Consider the following 19,024-nt stretch of genomic DNA (forward strand, 5'->3'; position numbering starts at 1 on the left):
TCACCATGATAAAAACACTTTTTGCCGCATATATTGTCATCGCCTCATCTTTAAGCTTTGCAAAGACTAATGATGATGGTTCACATATTCAACCTAACAATTACTACCCTCGCGTGAAAATGGTCACCAGCATGGGTGATATCATCGTTGAATTAGACCGTTCCAGAGCACCCATTACCGTTAATAACTTTTTGCGTTATGTCGACAAACGCAGTTACGAAGACACCATCTTTCATCGCATCGTGCCTGATTTTGTTGTGCAAGGTGGCGGCTACGATACCGACTTTATAGAAAAACCAGCATTCGGAAAAATATTTAACGAGTCTGGCAATGGCTTAAAAAATGTAATGTATAACATCACCATGGCAAGACAGAAAGACCCACACTCTGCCACTCGGCAATTTTTCTTTAATATGAGTAATAACGACAGCTTGGACCCCGGTAGAGATTGGGGTTACACCGCATTTGGTTCGGTTGTTGAAGGTTATGAAGTGTTGGATAAAATGGCCGCAGTGAAAACAGATTTCAATCCCAAATATGGCTGGTCAGACGTACCGGTAGAGCAGGTTATTTTGATAAAAGTGATTGTTTTACCGCCTGTGTAGAAAACGTGTTTTTTGCGACAGTAAGACTAAACTCAGTCAGATTAATAATTACGCCAATAATGAAAGTAGCATAACCCCAACATAGATACATTTTTTATGCGGGGTACACAAAAAGAGAGAGACATTGAAACATAATAATAACTCAAGTATCAGACCGGTTTTCCGATTGGCATCATTAACTGCCGCCATTTCTGTTGCTATTTCTGGATCCCTTTACGCGCAGCAACAAACCACAGATGAAGACAGTAACGACCGGATCGAATCTATAACTGTGACCGCCACCAAACGTTCACAAGTGATCTACGAAGTGCCTCTTTCCATCAGTGCTTTCAGCGGCGAAGCGCTTGCAGCCCAAGGTATTAGTGATCTTACTGATGTAGGAAAATTTGTTCCTAACCTTAACGTGACAGGTTTTTCAGCCGGACATACCTCTTCAGCCAACCCTTTTATTCGTGGCATTGGTCTGCAAGACCATTTGATCACCACTGATCCCGGTGTCAGCGTCTATGTTGATGGCGTTTATTTGGGACGTCAGGTAGGTCAAAATTGGAACCTAAATAATATTGAACGTATTGAAGTATTGCGTGGCCCACAAGGCACACTTTATGGTAGAAATTCTATTGGTGGTGCCATCAATATCATCACCAAACAGCCCGATGCTGATGCGCTAACCAAAGTAGGTGTTCAGGTGGGAACGCGGGGTCGTATTAAGGCCGATGTGTTCGTTAATAGAGCCCTTAGCGATTCACTTTCGTTTAACTTTAATGCCGGATATAACGCTCGTGATGGCTTAGGCGAATTTATAAACGTCCCTGATGCAGAGTATGACGTAGGTGAAACCAAAGAATTGTACGGACGCCTATCGGTTAAATATACTCCCAACGATGATTTTAGTGTGGTGTTGACCGCTGATGCCAATGACGGTGAAGGCGGCCTGAGACCTTACACTACCCTGATTGATGAAGTCCCCACAGGTGCCTATTACACCGGTATGCGTTTTGGCTCACCCACACCAGTAGGACCGCTACGTAATACTGACGTAGCGGCTGACCCTTATGACAATGCAACGGGCACCAAAGAAGTCACTACCGTTAGCAATGAAGCGCGAGGATTATCTATTACGGCAGACTGGAGTCTATCGGATACCTTGTCGACTAAAGCCATAGTGAGTCATCGCACCTCCGAGTACAAAGCCGGTTTAGATGATGACGGCACCATATTTGCGTTAGATCACTATCCTGAAAAAGGAGATGCTGATCAGACTTCGATAGAGTTGCAATTAAACGGCTATTATGACGAATTTGACTTTGTCTCCGGCATATATTGGTTTAATGAAGAAGGCAGTAATCGTCAAGGAGCAGACTCTAGTTTTAATGGAGGTGGCAATTTATTAGAGCTTGATCAAGAAACAACCAGCCGTGCAGTCTTTGTTAACTTAGGTTATGGCGTGACAGACTCCCTGCGTATTTCTGGCGGTGTGCGTTATACCAAAGATGAAAAAGAAGCCACAGCAAACGTGGGTATTGGTCCCTTCACCTCAGAAGATGACTGGAATGAACTTAGCTTTGAACTATCGGCGAGTTATACCTTAGAAAATGGTCTTAATTTATACACAAGTGTACAAAGCGGTTATCAATCAGGTCAGTTTCCCGCTCGTCCTTTTTGCCTCTTTGGCGACCCCGAATGTTTTGTTGCATCAGATAATATCACTGCAGTTAACTACGAAGTGGGCTTAAAAGGCCAGGTTACCGATAATTTCAGTATGAGTGTTGCAGTGTTCAATACTGAATACAAAGATTTACCTTATCAAGTTAGCACCACTTCTGAAGGTGGGTTTGATACTAGTAATCTAGTGGTTGAACAAACATCACGAGGAATAGAGTGGGAAAGTACGCTCTATTTTAGTGATAATTTCAAAGTACATACCAGCCTTGGTTATATGGATGTAGACGTTACTGAACAAGATGGGGTTAAACCTGTAGCACCGTTGACTCCAGACCTAACCGCATCAATCAGCCCATCATACGAGTTTGAGTTGGCTGGTGGCGCGAGTATTAGTAGTAGAATAGATTATTCGTTTCGCAGTGACATGTACGGAGAGCCGAGTGCTGATCCGGGGCGCTTGACTGAAATTGACAGCCGAGAACTGGTTAATATTAATGTTGCTTACTCCCCAGCTCAAGGTGACTGGAAAGTGGCCTTATACGGTAAGAACATTTTTGACGAGCGTTATGACAATGCCCGTCTAAATACCGGTGACTATATACTGCGGGTTTTAAGCAATGATGCCAGTGAATTTGGTGTTAGGTTTAATACTCAGTTTTAGTTTAGTCATAGAGTAATCTAAATAAGCGACCTTAAGTGGTCGCTTATTTATTTGTTAGGGAAAAGTGGTTAATTTGTCTGAGGTATCCACTCAAATAACGTTGTTTCGTCTGCACTACTTTTAATAACCTTATCAACCCTTTATAACTAAAGAACCCTATCTGAACTCTATCTGGACAGTCACATTAATTCAGCCAGTTATATTTCATGAGTTAATAAGCGTGTTTAATTCCTGAATATGCATCGTTAATTTGAATTGGCGAGCTTTTAGTCGAGGGTAAGTCAAAAGCATCGGCCGCGCGGCGGGCGCTATCGCTTACTGGCTTCCTTGCCAGTTTTGACTCGAATCCCTTCGAGCCAGTTACTCTTTTTTCTATAGCAAAAAAAGAGTAACCAGAAAAACGCCGCTCGAGGGCAATGCTCTTCATCCGATTATTTTATGAATTAAGCAGGTCGCGATGATCCGCTCCCGGCGGTACATCACTTAATTGGCTATCCCTGCCAATTACCCCACTGAATTCACAAAATAATCGGCGAGCCTTGAGTCGAGGGTAAATCAAAAGCATCGGCCGCGCGGCGGGCGCATTACCGGCTCAGGGGTTTGAATGGCTTCGTCAAAATTAACGTGTGTGTCCTGTTAATTTTATTAGCTGGCCCAGAAGGGGGGAATGCCATGGACGGCATGAATACAAGACGACGAAACCATGTGTTCTAACCGATAATCACATAGGCACCCAACGTAAAAAGACAAGATAATCTATCTCGTCAACATTAGCTTTGGTGGCACCGCCACTGCTTTTCCGCCTTTAAAGTTTCAGCACAAAAAGACTTATTTTAGGGGCAAACGACAGGGAAGTCGTTTGAGTGGAAGTTGGAGGGACTCATTTGGAACGACCCTAAAATAAGTCTTTTTGTGCGGTTAAAAACTTTAGTAGCGAGCGGCCTTTTTTGCTTACTTTTTTTGGCTGTAGCAAAAAAGTAAGTTGAACGAAGGGATTCGTTTGAAAAAAGGCCAGAATAACGTACGCGTAACGTATAAGAATACCTGCGTGTTCAGCTTCGTTGAAAACAGTTGGCAACTACATGAGCACCCATTGTTGTTTGAGATTAACTTATTCATCACCAGTATCGGTTAATATAAAGCATTCATTTCCAGTGTTTTCTAAATTCACCGATAGCGGTGAATTAATTTGACACTGGAGGTTTCTTGTCTATAATCACTGATAACGGTGATTATGAGTAAGTGATATGGGCAAGCAAGTCACGCAATCGGATATGCCAGAAACGAACGTAATCCTTGATTCGGTAAACCTTGGCAAACTTATCAAGGCCAAACGTACTGCTATGAAAATGAAATTAGCGGATTGCGCATCCTTATGTAATGTGGGTATCAATACCCTATCGCGCATTGAAAATGGTAATCCCAACAGCACACTAGGTGCTACCTTTTCTATCCTCAAAGGATTAGGTATTAAGCTGTCATATTTGGGAACTTCAGTGGACTCGTCAGACGATGATTGGGTATAAGTATGGCGTATTCTCTGGGTATATTTTTGCGAGAAAGACAGGTGGGCATACTGACTCAAGATGAAACCAGTGGCCAACTGCAGATCACTTATCTTGATGAGTGGCAACGGGATGGTTACGCCATATCTACAGGGCTGCCACTTGATAATCAACATACCTTAACCGCCGCCTACAATTATTTAGATAACCTACTTCCAGAGGGAGATGCAAGGCATTTGCTTGCAATGGATTTAGGTGTATCTGAAAAACAGGTCTATCCGCAGATAAGAGCGCTAGGCGAAGATTTGTCTGGGGCTTTTTCGTTTACGGATATTGCGCCAGATCCTAATGCTCCTGCCAGTTTCAGATTATTAGGCGAAGCAGAGCTCGCAGAGAGGCTTAGCAACAAAGAAGATTTTGGCCTGCTACATTGGGATGATAAACCTAGGCTTAGTGTGGCGGGTGTGCAAGACAAACTTAATGTATTTGTCACCGCGCAAGGGGAAATTGGTTTTGGTGATGGGGCCTATTGCTCAACGCACATTCTAAAGTTCGAAAAACCTAAATGTGAACATCTAGTGCTGAATGAATACATTTGTATGCAATTATCATCAGCAGTAGGACTGCCAACAGCAAAGGTTGAATTCAAACGCTTCGGCTCTCACCCTGCTTTATTGGTTTCTCGCTTTGACAGAAGACTAGACGTTGCCTCAAACCGTGTATTCAGGCGGCATGTCATTGATGGCTGCCAAGCTCTGAACTTATCACGGGATTACAAGTACGAGAGAAACTTGGGAGACGGACGAGATGTTTTGCATATACGGGATGGGGTTAGTTTGCCGCGATTGTTTGCGCTTTGTGAACAGACTTCATCACCGGTCAAATCGATGCAATGGCTCATCAACTGGCAGTTATTCAATTTAATGATCAGCAACTACGACAGTCATGGTAAAAACGTATCATTTTATATGTCTAAAGATAACTTAGCGTTTACGCCCACTTATGACCTCGTTAATGTGTCTATGTTTGAGCAATTTAAACATGTGCTTGCTATGGGCATGGGGGATGAGTTTATGCCAAAAGACATTCATGCTTACCAAATGGCCGACTTTGCAGAAACATGTAATCTAGACAGAAAATTAGTATCTCGAATGCTGGTGGAGCTTGCCAATAAAGTATTGCTGGCATTGGATGAAAGATACTTTTTAAGCGAACTATTAGCGCAACACACTCTATCCGTTGCAGAGCATGCATATATTGATGTTTTACTCGACAACATCAAAACTAGGACGGTTTACCTTAAAAGCCAAGCTGAATATATCCAAACAATGGAGCTTTAAGGAAAAGTGCTCTGGTGAACTGCGGGTTCAGATTCATTGAAAGCCCTGTAATGACCTGCGTGGTCAGGTTCTTTGAAATATAATCGATTAGATTAGAACCGTTGATTTCTTAGTCGGCAAAGCCGATGCTTTTAACAGAAAAATTAACAAAACACGCATGTTAATTTTTATTCAAATTTAACAAATTACAATGAGCGTCAAGGTAAATCCCGGTATACCAATAATTGATGTTGTTCTAATAGCTGGTCAATTTGTTGATGTTGCTGTTGCGTAACTATTGCAGGCCTAGCATAAAGGCAATTATGGCGGTCATTTATCCAACCATGTTCCCAGAAATGCGTGTTTTGGATAAACTCTGAAGCAAAATTGGCGATACCCATGTCAAAACACCCGACTAAACAAGTATCTATATAGGTTTGATAGATGGGATATTGGCTATTGGATTGTATTTTATTCAGATTGGCACATATAAATATTTTACAGGTGCCTGGATTAGCTCGAATATTGGTAAGTTCAGCCTGCGCTAACTCAGACTCTTGGGCGGCCTCTATGCAGCTAGGGTCAACCTCAACAAATTGATAGTCTTGCTCCCGGTCGCGAAGTTCAGGTGATATTTGTTCAATGCGCAATAACACTGCGTTCAAGCTAGCCGTTTCAACTTGCGACACGCCTAAAGCTGTCTGCAAGTGTGCCATACCTCTTGCTAACCACTCTCGCTGCCAACCATTTACAGTAATTGGCATATTGGGGCAAAAAATATTTGAATGACGTGAGCGACTATCATGACTCAGCAAACTGCCATAGCCAACAAGGTAATGTTTATGGCTAGTTGACATACAGTTCTCCAATCACTAAAAAAACTAAAACCACATGGGGATAAGCTACCGTTGGTTTAAGTGATTGTTGGATATATTCCCTAACCAGTCCAATGGCGCGGGGCCTAGACTGGGTCCATGCAAGATTAAATTGCATACCCATTTGTAATAAATGTTCTGGAAGGTGGTGTGGGTTGTCTTGAATCGCTTGTTCGACGACCTCAAGGCGTTTGCCTATTCTATTCTGAAAGGTTTTCCAAATACCGTCTTGTAGCCACAAGATAGCAGCCACTAACAATGGCCATGCACCTGCATCTAAAGCAAAAACCAGCATACAGCAGAGTAAGATGCTAAAGAGCTTGATAGCCAAAGAACACTTTTCATAACTGTCGAATTGGTTTTGTAAGGTGATCCACTCACTTTGTAACATGGGTAGTTGTTTATCAGACATGGGTTATTGATTGGCCTTAAATTGATGATTTTTATTGATTCAGCATTAGGTTTTGCCAAGGTTATGGATCATAAACCATTCATATCCTTGCTTGACTCTTTACTTGTAACACATACAGTGTGTGGAGCAAAAATGTTCAACCTATGCTCGACTATTTTCAAACGCGATGACGTGGTTAATTTCAGAACAGCTTAATGCAAGCATTAAAAGCCTATCGACGCCTAGCGCCACACCTGAACATGCTGGCAGGCCAAAATGTAGCGCCGCGATAAAGTTTTTATCAATGGGGATCATATCCAGTCCCAAATTCTGACGTTTAGTATTATCTTGTTCAAAGCGTCTTAGTTGCTCTGGCCCGTCGGTTAGCTCATGAAAACCATTTGCCAATTCCATGCCTTTAAAATACAACTCGAACCGTTCAGCTACCAAGGGGTCAGTGGGACTTATTTTCGCTAAAGCCGCTTGGCTAGCGGGAAAGTCCATTACAAAACAGGGGCGGTCTTGCCCAATTTGAGGCTCTACATGCTGGCTAAACAACAACATAAGCAAAGTATCTTTATTGTTTTCACTGGCGGTAAGTTCATCATAGCCATAGTGGTTAGCCAGGGTTTTGATATCAGACAGACTCGCTGTTAATGGGCAGCAACCCAAGTGTAGTTTGAAGATATCTTGATAGGTAACACGTTCAGCGATATCACAGCCTAAAACCATTTGCATAAGTTCATCAATTTCGGTCATTAATTGCAGATGAGTAAAGCCCGGCCTATACCACTCAAGCAGGGTAAATTCAGGGTTATGAAAACGCCCAGCTTCTTCGTTTCTAAAAGACTTACAGATTTGATAAATCGCGCCACTACCCGCGCATAAGAGCCTTTTCATGGCAAATTCTGGTGAGGTTTGTAAATACAAGGTACTCGCCTGCGGCGAAAAGGGATGCTTAAATTGAGTCGAAAAAGAATGCAAATGTTCATCTGTAACGGTCGCGTGACTTAATACGGGGGTGTCTACTTCAAGCACATCACGCTCTGCAAAAAATTGTCTGATTTTTTGGAGAACTATGGCCCGTTGCTTTAATACTTCAATTGAAGCAGTGGGGCGCCAGTTTTCTGTTCCCATGGTTTTCCCATTTAAAATAATAAAAAGCCCACTAACGTGGGCTTTTGAATTTTGCTCGATAAATTATTTTTGTGCTCTAGACACATACTCACCGTTACGTGTATCCACTCGAACGACTTCGCCTGTTTGCACAAATAATGGCACTCTTACAACGGCACCAGAGGATAAAGTGGCTGGTTTGCCACCGGTACCTGCAGTATCGCCTTTAAGGCCGGGATCAGTTTCAGTAATTTCTAGTTCAACAAAATTAGCCGGTTGCACCACAATCGGGGCCCCGTTCCAAAGCGTAATTGTGCACGTATCGTTTTCTACTAACCACTTAACATTTTCACCGACTGCTTTTTCATCTGCGGCAATTTGTTCAAATGTATCATTATTCATAAAGTGCCAGAATTCACCATCTGTGTACAAATAGGCTAGCTCAGTGTCCAATACATCTGCACCTTCTACCGAATCACCTGATTTGAAGGTTTTCTCAATTACTTTACCTGAGATAAGCTTACGAATTTTAACCCGACTAAAGGCTTGACCCTTTCCCGGTTTAACAAATTCATTTTCAAGAATGTTGCAAGGTTCGCCGTCGAGCATTATCTTTAGGCCCGATTTAAACTCATTTGTGCTGAAATTCGCCATGTGTCCCCGTAATATAACTATGCTGAGTCTATAATTGTTGCAAATAATACCTAAAAAACTGATGACTGTGGAGAGTAACTGGCAAAAAGAAATGGCAATGTCTTTTACTGACCCTGTTTTGTTGCTCAAATATTTGGAATTACCCGAAGAAAACTTCGTAGCTGACATCAAAGCGCGGCAACTTTTCCCGATGCGCATACCACGCCCTTTTGCTGCTAAAATGAAAAAAGGCGATCCACTCGATCCACTGTTTATGCAGGTATTCACTAGTCGTAACGAATTTGATTCAGCGCCAGGTTATTCCACCGATCCGTTACAAGAGCAAAACAATCAACAGCCCGGTATTTTACATAAGTATCAAAATCGTCTGCTGCTGCTGGTAAGGGGCGGTTGTGCGGTAAATTGTCGTTATTGTTTTAGAAGGCATTTTCCCTACAGTGACAATTATCTAAATAAACAACAGTGGAAACAAGCGTTAGATTATATTGCAGCCAATCCACAACTCGACGAAGTCATTTATTCCGGTGGCGATCCGCTGATGGCTAAGGATGAATTTTTAGCATGGTTAACCACCCAGATTGAGGCAATTCCACATATCAAACGATTGCGTATTCACACGCGTTTGCCTGTGGTGATCCCTTCTAGAATAACAACGGAGTTAATAACATGGTTCACTCAGTCTCGGTTAAAACCTGTAATGGTGCTGCACGTCAATCATGCTAATGAAATCGACAAGGGGCTGGCAGAGTCGATGAAAAAGTTAAAACAAGCAGGGGTAACATTACTTAATCAGGCGGTGTTGCTCAAAGGTATAAACGATACTGCAGACCAACAAATTGCATTAAATGAAGGTTTGTTCGAGATAGGTGTGATGCCTTACTACCTACATGTGTTAGATAAGGTAGAAGGGGCTGAACATTTTGACTTGCCTGACAGTAAAGCAAAAGAACTGATGAGGGAATTGATAAAGCGTCAGCCAGGTTACCTGGTACCTAAACTCGTTAGAGAAATAGGTGGCCAGCCCGGCAAAACGCCACTTGATTTACAGCTTCATCCCTAGGGCGTCCCCCACTTATAATCAAACAAAAGTGTCGATATTAGACCCAATTGTTGAGTGTGCAGACGAAGTTTTAGGGGCTGCAGATGCCTCTAATAGTTCTATTGTCGCTTGACCCTCTATTTTTTGCTGTGATTTAGCAAGTTGTAGAGACTTTATTTCAAGCGTCGAACTAACCGACGAGGAACTTGCTCCTGAAATATCCATACAGTGCTCCTTATTACTTGTAGCAAGGTACAAAAACGGGCAAGATCGCCCGCATCAAAACTATATCGACAACCTTGAGTAAAACTTTAACTATGCAAACAATTATTCAAACTTTGAGTGAGAACGTTCAAGTTATTTATCGAAAATCTATCGATGCCGACCAAGTTATTAGCCGTTTACAACATGATGGTAAGGGCAAGTTCAGTGCGGTTTTTGCTGATGATGCTGGTTTCACTACCAGTAGCCGATTATTTAAACCCTACGTAGAAGAACTAGCGAATGAAGTGCTAGCTTTGGAGCAAACAAACCAAGAATCTATAAAAAAACAACTGCCCAGCATAGTAATGAAAATAGAATTGATGCTAAAAACGTTAAATAAATTTCAAAAAACGGCTCGTTAGTTGTAAAGTTTTAGCCTTTTAGCGTGACCTATGTATGGGTAATTCAGCAATTCTTTGGTTGATACTTCCCACCATTTTTATGTATTCAGGGCTGTCAACTTCAGTAAATATGCGAGTAAAATTATTTTTGCTTAAGCCTTCAGGTAATCCCTCTATGTCAGGAAAAAAGGCGTTTTCGTCGGTATTACCAGCGAGTATGTTCTGAACTGAACCGGCGCTGGATGGATTGGTGGCAGCAATAGCAAACTCCACGCCAGCAAAATCGGCGGCCAAATCAACAAAACTATAGCCACTGCCGTCGTCACTTCTATCCATCAACTCTTTGAATTCGCCAATGGCTATACTCAGACCCTGCTCCGATAATATTTTGATAGCTGCTGAGAAAATAAAATGCTGATTAAGGTCGGCTCTAGATTTTAAGGTAGGCCTGACCCTCGGTAATGCTGCCTTGCCCTTTTTGGGTTGCACGTCACCCACCAAATTAGCAAACCTATGATGTCCTGCATATATCGCGAGGGCCAAAATTGCTGCTTCGTTTTCTTTAGGGGCCGTATCACAATTGGAGCGATTTTTTGCCCAACTAAAAACAGGCCCAATATACTTAGCCAAGGATTGTGGGGTTGGCTTTTTGCCTACATCTAATAAAGACAGTTGTTTCAAATAATACGCTGTTCTAAGCCGCATCTCCTCATCACTGCTTCCACCTAAACCTTGTTTGACATCGTTCAATTCTCTGAGAAATTTATCCAGTGGTAGTAAAGACAATTGCATGTGTTGCTCAGTCATAGAGACAGATTCTACCTGCTGTACAAATTGACTGGCGATATCACTGTTGGTATACCAATTAGCTAAATAGACAAGGGTATCCAAAGCTAAACTACCAGGCACGTTAATAGGTCCAAATTTCACATGACTGACCTTAAAGCCAGGACCAGGTAGCAATAAAATATCAATATTCAGATATTGACCAATAGGATTTTTTGGCAACTGGTAGCTAGCCAAAATACTGGTTGAGTGTGAACGGATTAGCACTTGACCATTAATTTTTCCATGGGCGCGCTGGGCAAAACCCACTAAACTATTGAGTTGATCTTGACTGATATTGATATTTTGTCTGTTGGTTCTATTTTTTATACTATCACTGAGTTGCGTCATCAGTTTTTTAACGGATTCTGCTTGGTTGACCTGCTCACCGCTATTATTGACAACTAGGGGCTGAGGCTCCATTGCAGTTATAAAAAGACCAGCAATAACAATGCCTATCAGCAGTAGTAAAAAACTAATATATATAAAAACTTTAGTCAAGATAGGTTCCTTTAAGCCTGATAATTGAGATATGTGTTGACTAAAAATAAACCACTAAACAATTGCCATATCTCCTTTTGACTCAAGCCACTCTTTTCTGTCTGGAGCACGTTTTTTAGAAAGCAACATATCCATCATTTCCAACATCTGGTCGGCATCGTCTACCATTAACTGAACTAACCTGCGGGTATTAGGATCCATGGTGGTTTCACGCAATTGCAAAGGGTTCATTTCACCCAACCCTTTGAAACGCTGCACATTCACTTTGCCACGTTTTTTCTCGGCGACAATGCGGTCTAGAATACCTTCTTTTTCACCTTCGTCTAAGGCGTAATACACCTCTTTACCTATATCAATTCTGAACAGCGGAGGCATCGCCACATATACATGCCCCCTATTTACTAAGGTTCTAAAATGTTTAACAAATAGTGCACAAAGTAATGTGGCGATATGTAAACCATCGGAGTCAGCATCAGCCAAAATACAAATTTTGTCATATCGTAGGCCACTTAAATCTTCTGAATCAGGGTCAATTCCTAAGGCTACAGAAATATCATGAATTTCTTGTGAAGCTAATACCTGAGATGAGTCTACTTCCCAACTGTTCAGGATTTTCCCGCGCAGTGGCATAATAGCCTGAAATTCGCGGTCTCTGGCTTGTTTTGCAGAACCTCCAGCAGAATCTCCTTCTACTAAAAATAATTCTGAGCGAGTGGTATCTTGAGTCGAACAATCAGTGAGTTTTCCGGGTAAAGCAGGACCTTGAGTAACCTTTTTACGGGCCACTTTTTTGCTTTGACGTAAACGGGTTTGGGCGTTGTTAATACACATGTCGGCCAATAATTCAGCTACATCGGTATGTTGGTTAAGCCATAGACTAAAAGCATCTTTCACCACACCGGATACAAAAGCCGCGGCTTGGCGTGAAGATAAACGTTCTTTTATTTGGCCTGCAAATTGTGGATCTTGCATTTTGGTGGACAACACATAACTGCAGCGATCCCAAATATCTTCTGGAGTGAGTTTGACTCCCCGTGGCATTAGGTTTCTAAATTCACAAAATTCACGCATCGACTCCAACAATCCCTGGCGTAAACCATTCACGTGGGTACCGCCTTGGAGCGTTGGGATAAGATTCACATAACTTTCAGTGATCATTTCACCACCTTCAGGTAGCCACATAACCGCCCAATCTGCAGCTTCGGTGTTTCCTGAAATTGCACCTATAAAGGGGCTATCTTCTGGCAAAGTCACATATTGTTTTACTGATTGATATAAATAGTCCCTTAAGCCATCTTCGAAGTACCATTCGGTGGTTTCATTGCTGATTTTATCATCAAATCGAATGCGCAAGCCCGGACATAACACCGCTTTAGCACGCAACACATGTAAAAGCTTAGTGACAGAGAATTTGCTTGAATCAAAGTATTTGGGGTCAGGCCAAAAATGGACTTTTGTGCCTGTGTTACGTTTACCACAAGTATCAACAATTTCTAACTCTTGCACCTTGTCGCCGTTTTCAAAGGCAATTTGATGCACGTTGCCATTACGACGGATATTCACTTCCACCCTTTTGGATAAGGCGTTGACCACAGAAATACCGACGCCATGTAAACCACCAGAAAATTGATAACTTTTATTCGAAAATTTACCGCCAGCGTGCAGCTTAGTCATGATCAACTCGACCCCTGAAATACCTTCTTCAGGGTGAATGTCTACAGGCATACCTCGACCATCATCTGTCACTTCTATGGATTGGTCTGGATGTAATACCACTCGAATTGAAGTGGCAAACCCACCTAAGGCTTCATCAACACTGTTATCAATGACTTCTTGGCTTAAATGATTGGGTCGCGTGGTATCGGTGTACATTCCAGGGCGGCGTTGAACTGGCTCTAGGCCGTTCAAGACTTCAATAGCGTCTGCGTTATATTCGTTTGACATAGTTCTTAATTAGAGCTCTTATTATTCGAATGGTGGTTGTGAGGTTATGCCTACAACCTAGTGTATGTGCCATAAAGAAACATGTTATACCAAGCTTCAATTAGTCTTGCAGTAGAAACCTAAAAATATCTGGCAAGAATCTCTGAAAATCTTGAAAACTATGATCCCCGCCTTGTTCTATGCTTAATTTATAATCTTGGTATTTGGTTTCGGCCTGACGATAGTCCAAGGTTTCATCTGCAGTTTGTAATAGTACCCAATAATCAGATGTCGGCTTCAAGGTTGGAGTATCCAAAAGACGAAGTTCGTCAATATGTTTGTTTTCCAGCAAAAAGGGTTGTTGGGTATTTGGATTAATATGTTCACCCAAAAAATGGACTAACAATTCAAAAGGGCGCACCGCGGGGTTAATCAATACCGCTTTGCCTGAATATTTTTCCACCATGAATGTGGATAAAAATCCGCCTAGTGAGCTACCAATAAAACGCAACTTTTTGCCTTTATGTTTAGCGACTAGCTGCTCAATAATAGCCAGCGCTTCATTAGGATAATTAGCAAGCTGTGGTATTTCTATGGCTAAATCAGGATAGTTAGCCCTTACATGCTCAAAAAATTGCGCCGCTTTTTGAGATTGCGGAGAACTTAGAAATCCATGAAGATAAATAACGACATATTGCAAAGTTAGACTTGCTCTTGTATTCGAAAAGTTGACGTGGTTATTTGACCATTTTTCAGCAGATTAATCACTCTATACCCTGGCATTAAATCGCTTATAGCAAAAGATTTTTGGTTTGCAAACTGCCAACAAGTAGAGGGACAAGCCATATATAAACACTGGTTTATTTGCTGTTCAATCGCCATATGGATATGCCCGTAAACTACTCCTTTTATTGACGGGTATTTTGCGACCACCTCATTAAAACGTTGACGGTTTGTCCATTCATGTTTATCCATCCAGCCCCCACAGGGAATAGGGTGATGATGGGCTGCTAATAAGTGATAACCCTGTGGGTATAGGCTTAAATATTCAACTAAAGAGGTCAAGCTACCTTCTGATATTTGACCCATAGCTTGTTGATATTGGGTGTCTAATAAATGAATATGCCATTGGTTAGGCAACACTATTCGTGGATTATTCAACCACAAATATTCTTCAAAAATATTTGCCTTTAGCTGTGTATGGTTGTCATGGTTACCTGGAATAATGCCAATTTTGCAATCCATTTTTGTTTCATGGAGCAAACTAGACAAATGTTGGTAACTTTGTTCAGAGCCATCACCGCTTATGTCCCCCGTTATTAACAATACATCTGCTTGATGTGTTTTAACCTCAGCCAATATGTGTTTTAGGCTGCGAAAAGGGTTGATGTTGTTGTAGCCAACCCTTTGGTTATCAGCAAATAAATGGCAATCCGAAATTTGTATGATTTTCATTTTAGGAATGAACTAGACTTCAGAAAAATTTAGTTGGTTGCTTTGAGTTAAACAAAACTGCACCCATTCAGCTAAAAACAAATTAACCATTTCTTTTTCGTTTTTCTGATACATCTTAGTATTTGGGTATTGGTAGCTAGGCTTTAGAGATCCGATATTCTGTGCGCTGATCACTTCTGCCATTTTTGCATCATGATATAACCTCACCTGTACCACAGGACGTAAAAACTCATATTCTATTTGTCCTATTTGGTTTTTTTGTGACATTTCTAAGGTGCTGGTATAACGGCTACAATCAATGATTTTAATGGTATACAACAAACTAGCATTCACTCGAAACTGATACTCTAAATCTTCTGTATCACAATCAGGAAGCAATCTTAATAAACGTCCATAGTTAACTTCACACACCTTATGCATGTTGGCTAGCTTAGGAACATATTTTCGACCTATCTCTTTAGTCATGTGACCAACTTTCCAATACTTGTTGTTTATTCATAGCAAACCATTGTAAAGCAATCAGCGTTGCAGCATTGTCAATTTTACCTGAGTTTATCCAATCAAATGCGATTGATGAGGGCACTCTGTGCACTAAAATATCTTCACTTTCATATTCTAACCCATGCACACCTTTAGCATCGCTGGCATCTACCAAACCTATGAAAATATGCAAGCGCTCAGTGGTGCCACCTGGACTAGATAAATAGCTCAAGGCTTTATGCAATTTTTTTAAATCAAGGCCTGCTTCTTCTTTGGCTTCTCGGAAACAGACGTCTTCAGGTGTTTCGCCTTCATCAATGATACCTGCAACCACTTCCAGTAGCCAAGGTGAAGAGGAGGTGGGGATTGCGCCAATACGCACTTGCTCAATCATTACAAATTCATCTAACACAGGATCGTATGGCAAAACAGCGATGGCGTGGCCTCGTTCAAAAACCTCTCGGATAACGACATCGCTCCATCCGCCTTTAAACAATTTATGTTTAAATGCGTACTTAACCATTTTAAAGAAACCTTGGTATAACGTTTCCTTGCTTAATATTTGTACATCTTCATCTGAAAACTGTTGAATTTTTTGTTGACTTTCTTGCACACTTTTCTCCGACTATTAGCGTACTAATCTTTGGGTTATATAAACTATGCCCAAAGGTTTAAAAAGTAAGACTAGCATAACGAAGTTTCATATGCTGTGCGCTTAGGGTCTGTTAATTCATAATATTCTGTTACACTTCAGGCCTTGGTGTTACCACAAAGCATTGTTACTTAACACTTGATTTGCTTAGACTTTACCCACACATATAATATTGATATCCGACAATGCGTACCTTTCACTGAGTACATGGCTAAGATCGGACAAAGAACCACATAGGACTACCAATGAAAAAAACATTTTTGTCGTCGATGATCTGCATGGGGATTAGCATGGGGCTCTCTACATCTGTTTTTGCAGATGATCTCTACCAAGTTTATCAAATGGCAGTTGAGAAAGACCCTACCACTAACCGCGCTAAAGCTGACAGAGATGCCGCTTTCGAGGGTATATCCATAAGCAGAGCAAATTTATTACCTCAAGTCTCCGGCTCTGTGAGTTATACCGATAGCACATCAGAACAATTTAATTTCCAAACCGATACAAATGGTCAACCTGTTGTTGGCATAATTGAAAATGATTCTAGGAACTTAGGGCTAGGTTTAAATCTGAGCTTGTCAATTTATGACAGACAAAATTGGGTGGCCTTGTCTCGTGCTGAGAAAGTGGCACATCAAAGTGACACAAATTACGCGCTGTCAAAACAAGATTTGATTGTTAGAACTACTGACGCTTATTTAGCAATTCTGCGAGCCAAGGATAGCCTTATTTTTGTGCAAGCCGAAAAACGCGCTATTGAACGACAATTAGAACAAACAAAACAACGTTTTAATGTGGGCTTAACTGCCATTACTGATGTCCATGAGGCCCAAGCTAACTTTGATAATACTGTGGCCCAAGAAATTATTACTGAAAATGTGGTTGAATTACGTTTGGAGCAGATGCGTGAAATCACGGGTAAATATCATGACAATATTTCGGTACTGAATACCGAAAATTTCAGTGCTTCACGCCCTTCTCCTGAAGGTGTTAATAAATGGTTGAAAATCGCAGAACAAAAAAATCTTGATCTCATGGTCAGAAATTTTTCAAAAGACATCGCAAAAGACGACATAGCATCGGCCAAAGCAGGACATTACCCAACACTTTCGTTGAGTGGCAGTTATGGTAGAAACGATACCGAAATAAACGGTAGCAGTGATTTTCCAGCCAGAGACAATAACTCAATAGGTTTGACTTTAAGTGTGCCTATATACTCTGGTGGCGCAGTCAGCGCCCAGACTGCCCAAGCTAGATATCGCTTTGTGGCTGCCAGTGAAGACTTAGAATTGGCTTACCGTTCCACAGTGCGCTCAGTGCGATCTGCCTATAATGACGTCATTGCTTCTACATCGACTATCCGTGCTCTACAACAAGCGGTTGTTTCAGCAGACAGTGCATTAAAGGCTACAGAAGCGGGCTTTGATGTAGGCACTAGAACAATTGTGGATGTGCTAAACAGTACCAGAAACCAGTTTGACGCTAGGCAGCGACTTGCCAGTGCTCGGTATGACTTTATCAGTGCTATATTAGATTTGAAACGCGCATCGGGAAATCTAACTGAACAAGATTTAGTCGACATCAATCGTGGACTGATGCCTGTTAAAGTTAGCTAATAACAATCAAAAAAATCTCAAGGGCGGCTTTTGCTGCCCTTTTTATTTTTTCAATTAAAACACCCCGTTATCAAAAGACAAATAATCGATAACCCATGACTATTTCTTTACTTACTGTCGGTACACCTGGCGGTATTAAGGCCTTACATACAAAAAGGAATATTCATAATTGATTGACAGCCAAGCTCAATTCAATAATCTATCGCCGATTTTACTATTTTCTGAGACCCACTTCCCAATATGAAAGCTTCGACCCTACAAGCCAAATTTATTCAAATACGTTCAAACAAATTATTCGAAATTTTTGTTGTGACCGTTATCGTTTTTTCTGCCTTATTGGTAGGGGTCAAAACCTATGAAATATCGGGACTCATGTACAGTATTGCTAAGTTTCTTGATTGGTTTATTAGTGCTTTTTTTCTAACTGAAATCACCATTCGGTTTTTGGCTGAACATCGTAAACGAGATTTTTTCAAAAGCTTCTGGAATATCTTTGATACTTTGATTGTTATCATTAGCTTGATCCCTGCGGATGATACTGAGTTGGCATTGGTGGCAAGATTAGTCAGAGTATTTAGAGTGCTCAGAATGATTTCTATTATTCCTGAACTCAGAATTTTATTAGTCTCTTTAATCAAAGCTATGCCACAACTTGGTTATGTGATGTTGTTGATGTTTATCATCTTTTATATTTACGCAGCGGTTGGTAGTACCTTATTTGCCACTATTAACCCTGATTTATGGGGTAATATCATTATCTCGCTGCTGACGTTATTCAGAGTCATGACCTTTGAAGATTGGACCGATGTGATGTACGAAACCATGGAAGTCTATCCGTTGAGCTGGATATTTTATCTGAGCTTTATTTTCTTCACCGCTTTTGCATTTTTAAACATGGTGATTGGTATAGTGGTGAATGTCATGGAGCAAGAAAATGCTAATGCGAGGGCTGAAGCATTGGAGGAAGAGGGTGAGCCAAGCCTTAAAGAAATATCCCAACAAATATCACAATTACAGCGGCAGATATTATCTATGAATGACAGGAAAGAGTCTTAAGTCTAAGGCACTCTAGTGTGTCTTTTTGTAATAGCGTCTCCACACATTCGGCTGTTACTTCCTGAGAGGCCAATTATCTATGGG

At 41.3% G+C, this 19,024-nt stretch carries 19 protein-coding genes; 8 read left to right on the plus strand and 11 right to left on the minus strand.

Annotated elements, in window-relative coordinates; all coding sequences use genetic code 11:
- Positions 1-5 precede the first annotated feature (5 nt).
- The 4 genes from CXF95_RS18010 (at position 6) to CXF95_RS18030 (ending at position 5,776) form a co-directional block, all read left to right on the plus strand.
- Complete coding sequence (locus CXF95_RS18010) at positions 6-605, plus strand: peptidylprolyl isomerase (protein WP_101199950.1); 600 nt, start codon at positions 6-8, stop codon at positions 603-605.
- Between the two features lie 124 nt (positions 606-729).
- Entirely contained in the window at positions 730-2,931 is a 2,202-nt protein-coding gene (locus CXF95_RS18015; protein ID WP_101199951.1) for a TonB-dependent receptor, read from the plus strand.
- Positions 2,932-4,178: 1,247 nt separating this feature from the next.
- Positions 4,179-4,457 carry a helix-turn-helix domain-containing protein gene (locus tag CXF95_RS18025; protein WP_101199953.1) on the plus strand — a complete coding sequence of 93 codons (279 nt, stop codon included), beginning with the start codon at positions 4,179-4,181 and terminating at the stop codon, positions 4,455-4,457.
- A gap of 2 nt (positions 4,458-4,459) precedes the next feature.
- A complete protein-coding gene (locus CXF95_RS18030) occupies positions 4,460-5,776 on the plus strand; it encodes a HipA domain-containing protein (protein ID WP_101199954.1) in 1,317 nt (438 codons plus the stop codon).
- A gap of 197 nt (positions 5,777-5,973) precedes the next feature.
- On the opposite strand, the gene CXF95_RS18035 is transcribed toward CXF95_RS18030, so the two are convergent.
- The 4 genes from CXF95_RS18035 to efp form a co-directional block, all read right to left on the minus strand.
- Positions 5,974-6,612, minus strand: coding sequence for a hypothetical protein (locus CXF95_RS18035; RefSeq protein ID WP_101199955.1), 639 nt, complete (start codon positions 6,610-6,612; stop codon positions 5,974-5,976).
- Positions 6,602-7,042 carry a hypothetical protein gene (locus CXF95_RS18040; RefSeq protein WP_101199956.1) on the minus strand — a complete coding sequence of 147 codons (441 nt, stop codon included), beginning with the start codon at positions 7,040-7,042 and terminating at the stop codon, positions 6,602-6,604. Before CXF95_RS18040 ends, CXF95_RS18035 begins: the two co-directional genes overlap by 11 nt.
- A 141-nt stretch (positions 7,043-7,183) precedes the next feature.
- Positions 7,184-8,158: an elongation factor P--(R)-beta-lysine ligase gene (epmA, locus tag CXF95_RS18045; RefSeq protein ID WP_101199957.1), complete on the minus strand. Its 975-nt coding sequence runs from the start codon at positions 8,156-8,158 to the stop codon at positions 7,184-7,186.
- A gap of 63 nt (positions 8,159-8,221) precedes the next feature.
- Positions 8,222-8,791: an elongation factor P gene (efp, locus tag CXF95_RS18050; protein ID WP_101199958.1), complete on the minus strand. Its 570-nt coding sequence runs from the start codon at positions 8,789-8,791 to the stop codon at positions 8,222-8,224.
- A gap of 34 nt (positions 8,792-8,825) precedes the next feature.
- Here efp and epmB point away from each other — a divergent pair, with 34 nt between their 5' ends.
- Complete coding sequence (gene epmB / locus CXF95_RS18055) at positions 8,826-9,851, plus strand: EF-P beta-lysylation protein EpmB (protein WP_101199959.1); 1,026 nt, start codon at positions 8,826-8,828, stop codon at positions 9,849-9,851.
- A gap of 18 nt (positions 9,852-9,869) precedes the next feature.
- Here epmB and CXF95_RS18060 read toward each other — a convergent pair whose 3' ends face one another.
- Positions 9,870-10,055, minus strand: a complete 186-nt coding sequence (locus tag CXF95_RS18060; protein WP_101199960.1) for a hypothetical protein — start codon at positions 10,053-10,055, stop codon at positions 9,870-9,872.
- 92 nt (positions 10,056-10,147) lie between these two features.
- Here CXF95_RS18060 and CXF95_RS18065 point away from each other — a divergent pair, with 92 nt between their 5' ends.
- Positions 10,148-10,456: a hypothetical protein gene (locus CXF95_RS18065; protein ID WP_101199961.1), complete on the plus strand. Its 309-nt coding sequence runs from the start codon at positions 10,148-10,150 to the stop codon at positions 10,454-10,456.
- An 18-nt stretch (positions 10,457-10,474) separates the two neighbouring features.
- Here the strand turns inward: CXF95_RS18065 and CXF95_RS18070 are convergent, their stop codons facing one another.
- The 6 genes from CXF95_RS18070 to nudF all read right to left on the minus strand — a co-directional run bounded on the left by CXF95_RS18070 (position 10,475) and on the right by nudF (position 16,232).
- The gene (locus tag CXF95_RS18070) at positions 10,475-11,761 is read right to left on the minus strand and encodes a hypothetical protein (RefSeq protein WP_101199962.1); all 1,287 of its coding nucleotides are present in this window, start codon (positions 11,759-11,761) and stop codon (positions 10,475-10,477) included.
- A 54-nt stretch (positions 11,762-11,815) separates the two neighbouring features.
- Complete coding sequence (parE, locus tag CXF95_RS18075; RefSeq protein ID WP_101199963.1) at positions 11,816-13,705, minus strand: DNA topoisomerase IV subunit B; 1,890 nt, start codon at positions 13,703-13,705, stop codon at positions 11,816-11,818.
- Positions 13,706-13,805: 100 nt separating this feature from the next.
- Positions 13,806-14,384 carry a YqiA/YcfP family alpha/beta fold hydrolase gene (locus tag CXF95_RS18080; RefSeq protein ID WP_101199964.1) on the minus strand — a complete coding sequence of 193 codons (579 nt, stop codon included), beginning with the start codon at positions 14,382-14,384 and terminating at the stop codon, positions 13,806-13,808.
- Positions 14,385-14,386: 2 nt separating this feature from the next.
- Positions 14,387-15,139, minus strand: coding sequence for a metallophosphoesterase (locus CXF95_RS18085; RefSeq protein ID WP_101199965.1), 753 nt, complete (start codon positions 15,137-15,139; stop codon positions 14,387-14,389).
- A 12-nt stretch (positions 15,140-15,151) separates the two neighbouring features.
- The gene (locus tag CXF95_RS18090; RefSeq protein ID WP_101199966.1) at positions 15,152-15,604 is read right to left on the minus strand and encodes a DUF1249 domain-containing protein; all 453 of its coding nucleotides are present in this window, start codon (positions 15,602-15,604) and stop codon (positions 15,152-15,154) included.
- Positions 15,597-16,232, minus strand: a complete 636-nt coding sequence (nudF, locus tag CXF95_RS18095; RefSeq protein ID WP_101199967.1) for an ADP-ribose diphosphatase — start codon at positions 16,230-16,232, stop codon at positions 15,597-15,599. The genes CXF95_RS18090 and nudF overlap by 8 nt, the downstream gene beginning before the upstream one ends.
- A 284-nt stretch (positions 16,233-16,516) precedes the next feature.
- Between nudF and tolC the strand changes: the two genes are divergently transcribed.
- A complete protein-coding gene (gene tolC, locus CXF95_RS18100; protein WP_101199968.1) occupies positions 16,517-17,884 on the plus strand; it encodes an outer membrane channel protein TolC in 1,368 nt (455 codons plus the stop codon).
- A gap of 240 nt (positions 17,885-18,124) precedes the next feature.
- Entirely contained in the window at positions 18,125-18,940 is an 816-nt protein-coding gene (locus CXF95_RS18105) for an ion transporter (protein ID WP_101199969.1), read from the plus strand.
- Positions 18,941-19,024 lie beyond the last annotated feature (84 nt).

This window comes from Paraglaciecola sp. MB-3u-78 (assembly GCF_002835935.1).
In the GTDB taxonomy this organism is placed as follows: Bacteria; Pseudomonadota; Gammaproteobacteria; order Enterobacterales; family Alteromonadaceae; genus Paraglaciecola.

What these genes read in the sequence shown, in the direction of transcription:
- CXF95_RS18010 (WP_101199950.1), top strand. Translation starts at nt 6, where the DNA reads ATGATAAAAACACTTTTTGCCGCATATATTGTCATCGCCTCATCTTTA.
- CXF95_RS18025 (WP_101199953.1), top strand. Translation starts at nt 4,179, where the DNA reads ATGGGCAAGCAAGTCACGCAATCGGATATGCCAGAAACGAACGTAATC.
- CXF95_RS18030 (WP_101199954.1), top strand. Translation starts at nt 4,460, where the DNA reads ATGGCGTATTCTCTGGGTATATTTTTGCGAGAAAGACAGGTGGGCATA.
- CXF95_RS18035 (WP_101199955.1), bottom strand. Translation starts at nt 6,612, where the DNA reads ATGTCAACTAGCCATAAACATTACCTTGTTGGCTATGGCAGTTTGCTG.
- CXF95_RS18040 (WP_101199956.1), bottom strand. Translation starts at nt 7,042, where the DNA reads ATGTCTGATAAACAACTACCCATGTTACAAAGTGAGTGGATCACCTTA.
- epmA (WP_101199957.1), bottom strand. Translation starts at nt 8,158, where the DNA reads ATGGGAACAGAAAACTGGCGCCCCACTGCTTCAATTGAAGTATTAAAG.
- efp (WP_101199958.1), bottom strand. Translation starts at nt 8,791, where the DNA reads ATGGCGAATTTCAGCACAAATGAGTTTAAATCGGGCCTAAAGATAATG.
- CXF95_RS18060 (WP_101199960.1), bottom strand. Translation starts at nt 10,055, where the DNA reads ATGGATATTTCAGGAGCAAGTTCCTCGTCGGTTAGTTCGACGCTTGAA.
- CXF95_RS18065 (WP_101199961.1), top strand. Translation starts at nt 10,148, where the DNA reads ATGCAAACAATTATTCAAACTTTGAGTGAGAACGTTCAAGTTATTTAT.
- parE (WP_101199963.1), bottom strand. Translation starts at nt 13,705, where the DNA reads ATGTCAAACGAATATAACGCAGACGCTATTGAAGTCTTGAACGGCCTA.
- CXF95_RS18085 (WP_101199965.1), bottom strand. Translation starts at nt 15,139, where the DNA reads ATGAAAATCATACAAATTTCGGATTGCCATTTATTTGCTGATAACCAA.
- CXF95_RS18090 (WP_101199966.1), bottom strand. Translation starts at nt 15,604, where the DNA reads ATGACTAAAGAGATAGGTCGAAAATATGTTCCTAAGCTAGCCAACATG.
- tolC (WP_101199968.1), top strand. Translation starts at nt 16,517, where the DNA reads ATGAAAAAAACATTTTTGTCGTCGATGATCTGCATGGGGATTAGCATG.
- CXF95_RS18105 (WP_101199969.1), top strand. Translation starts at nt 18,125, where the DNA reads ATGAAAGCTTCGACCCTACAAGCCAAATTTATTCAAATACGTTCAAAC.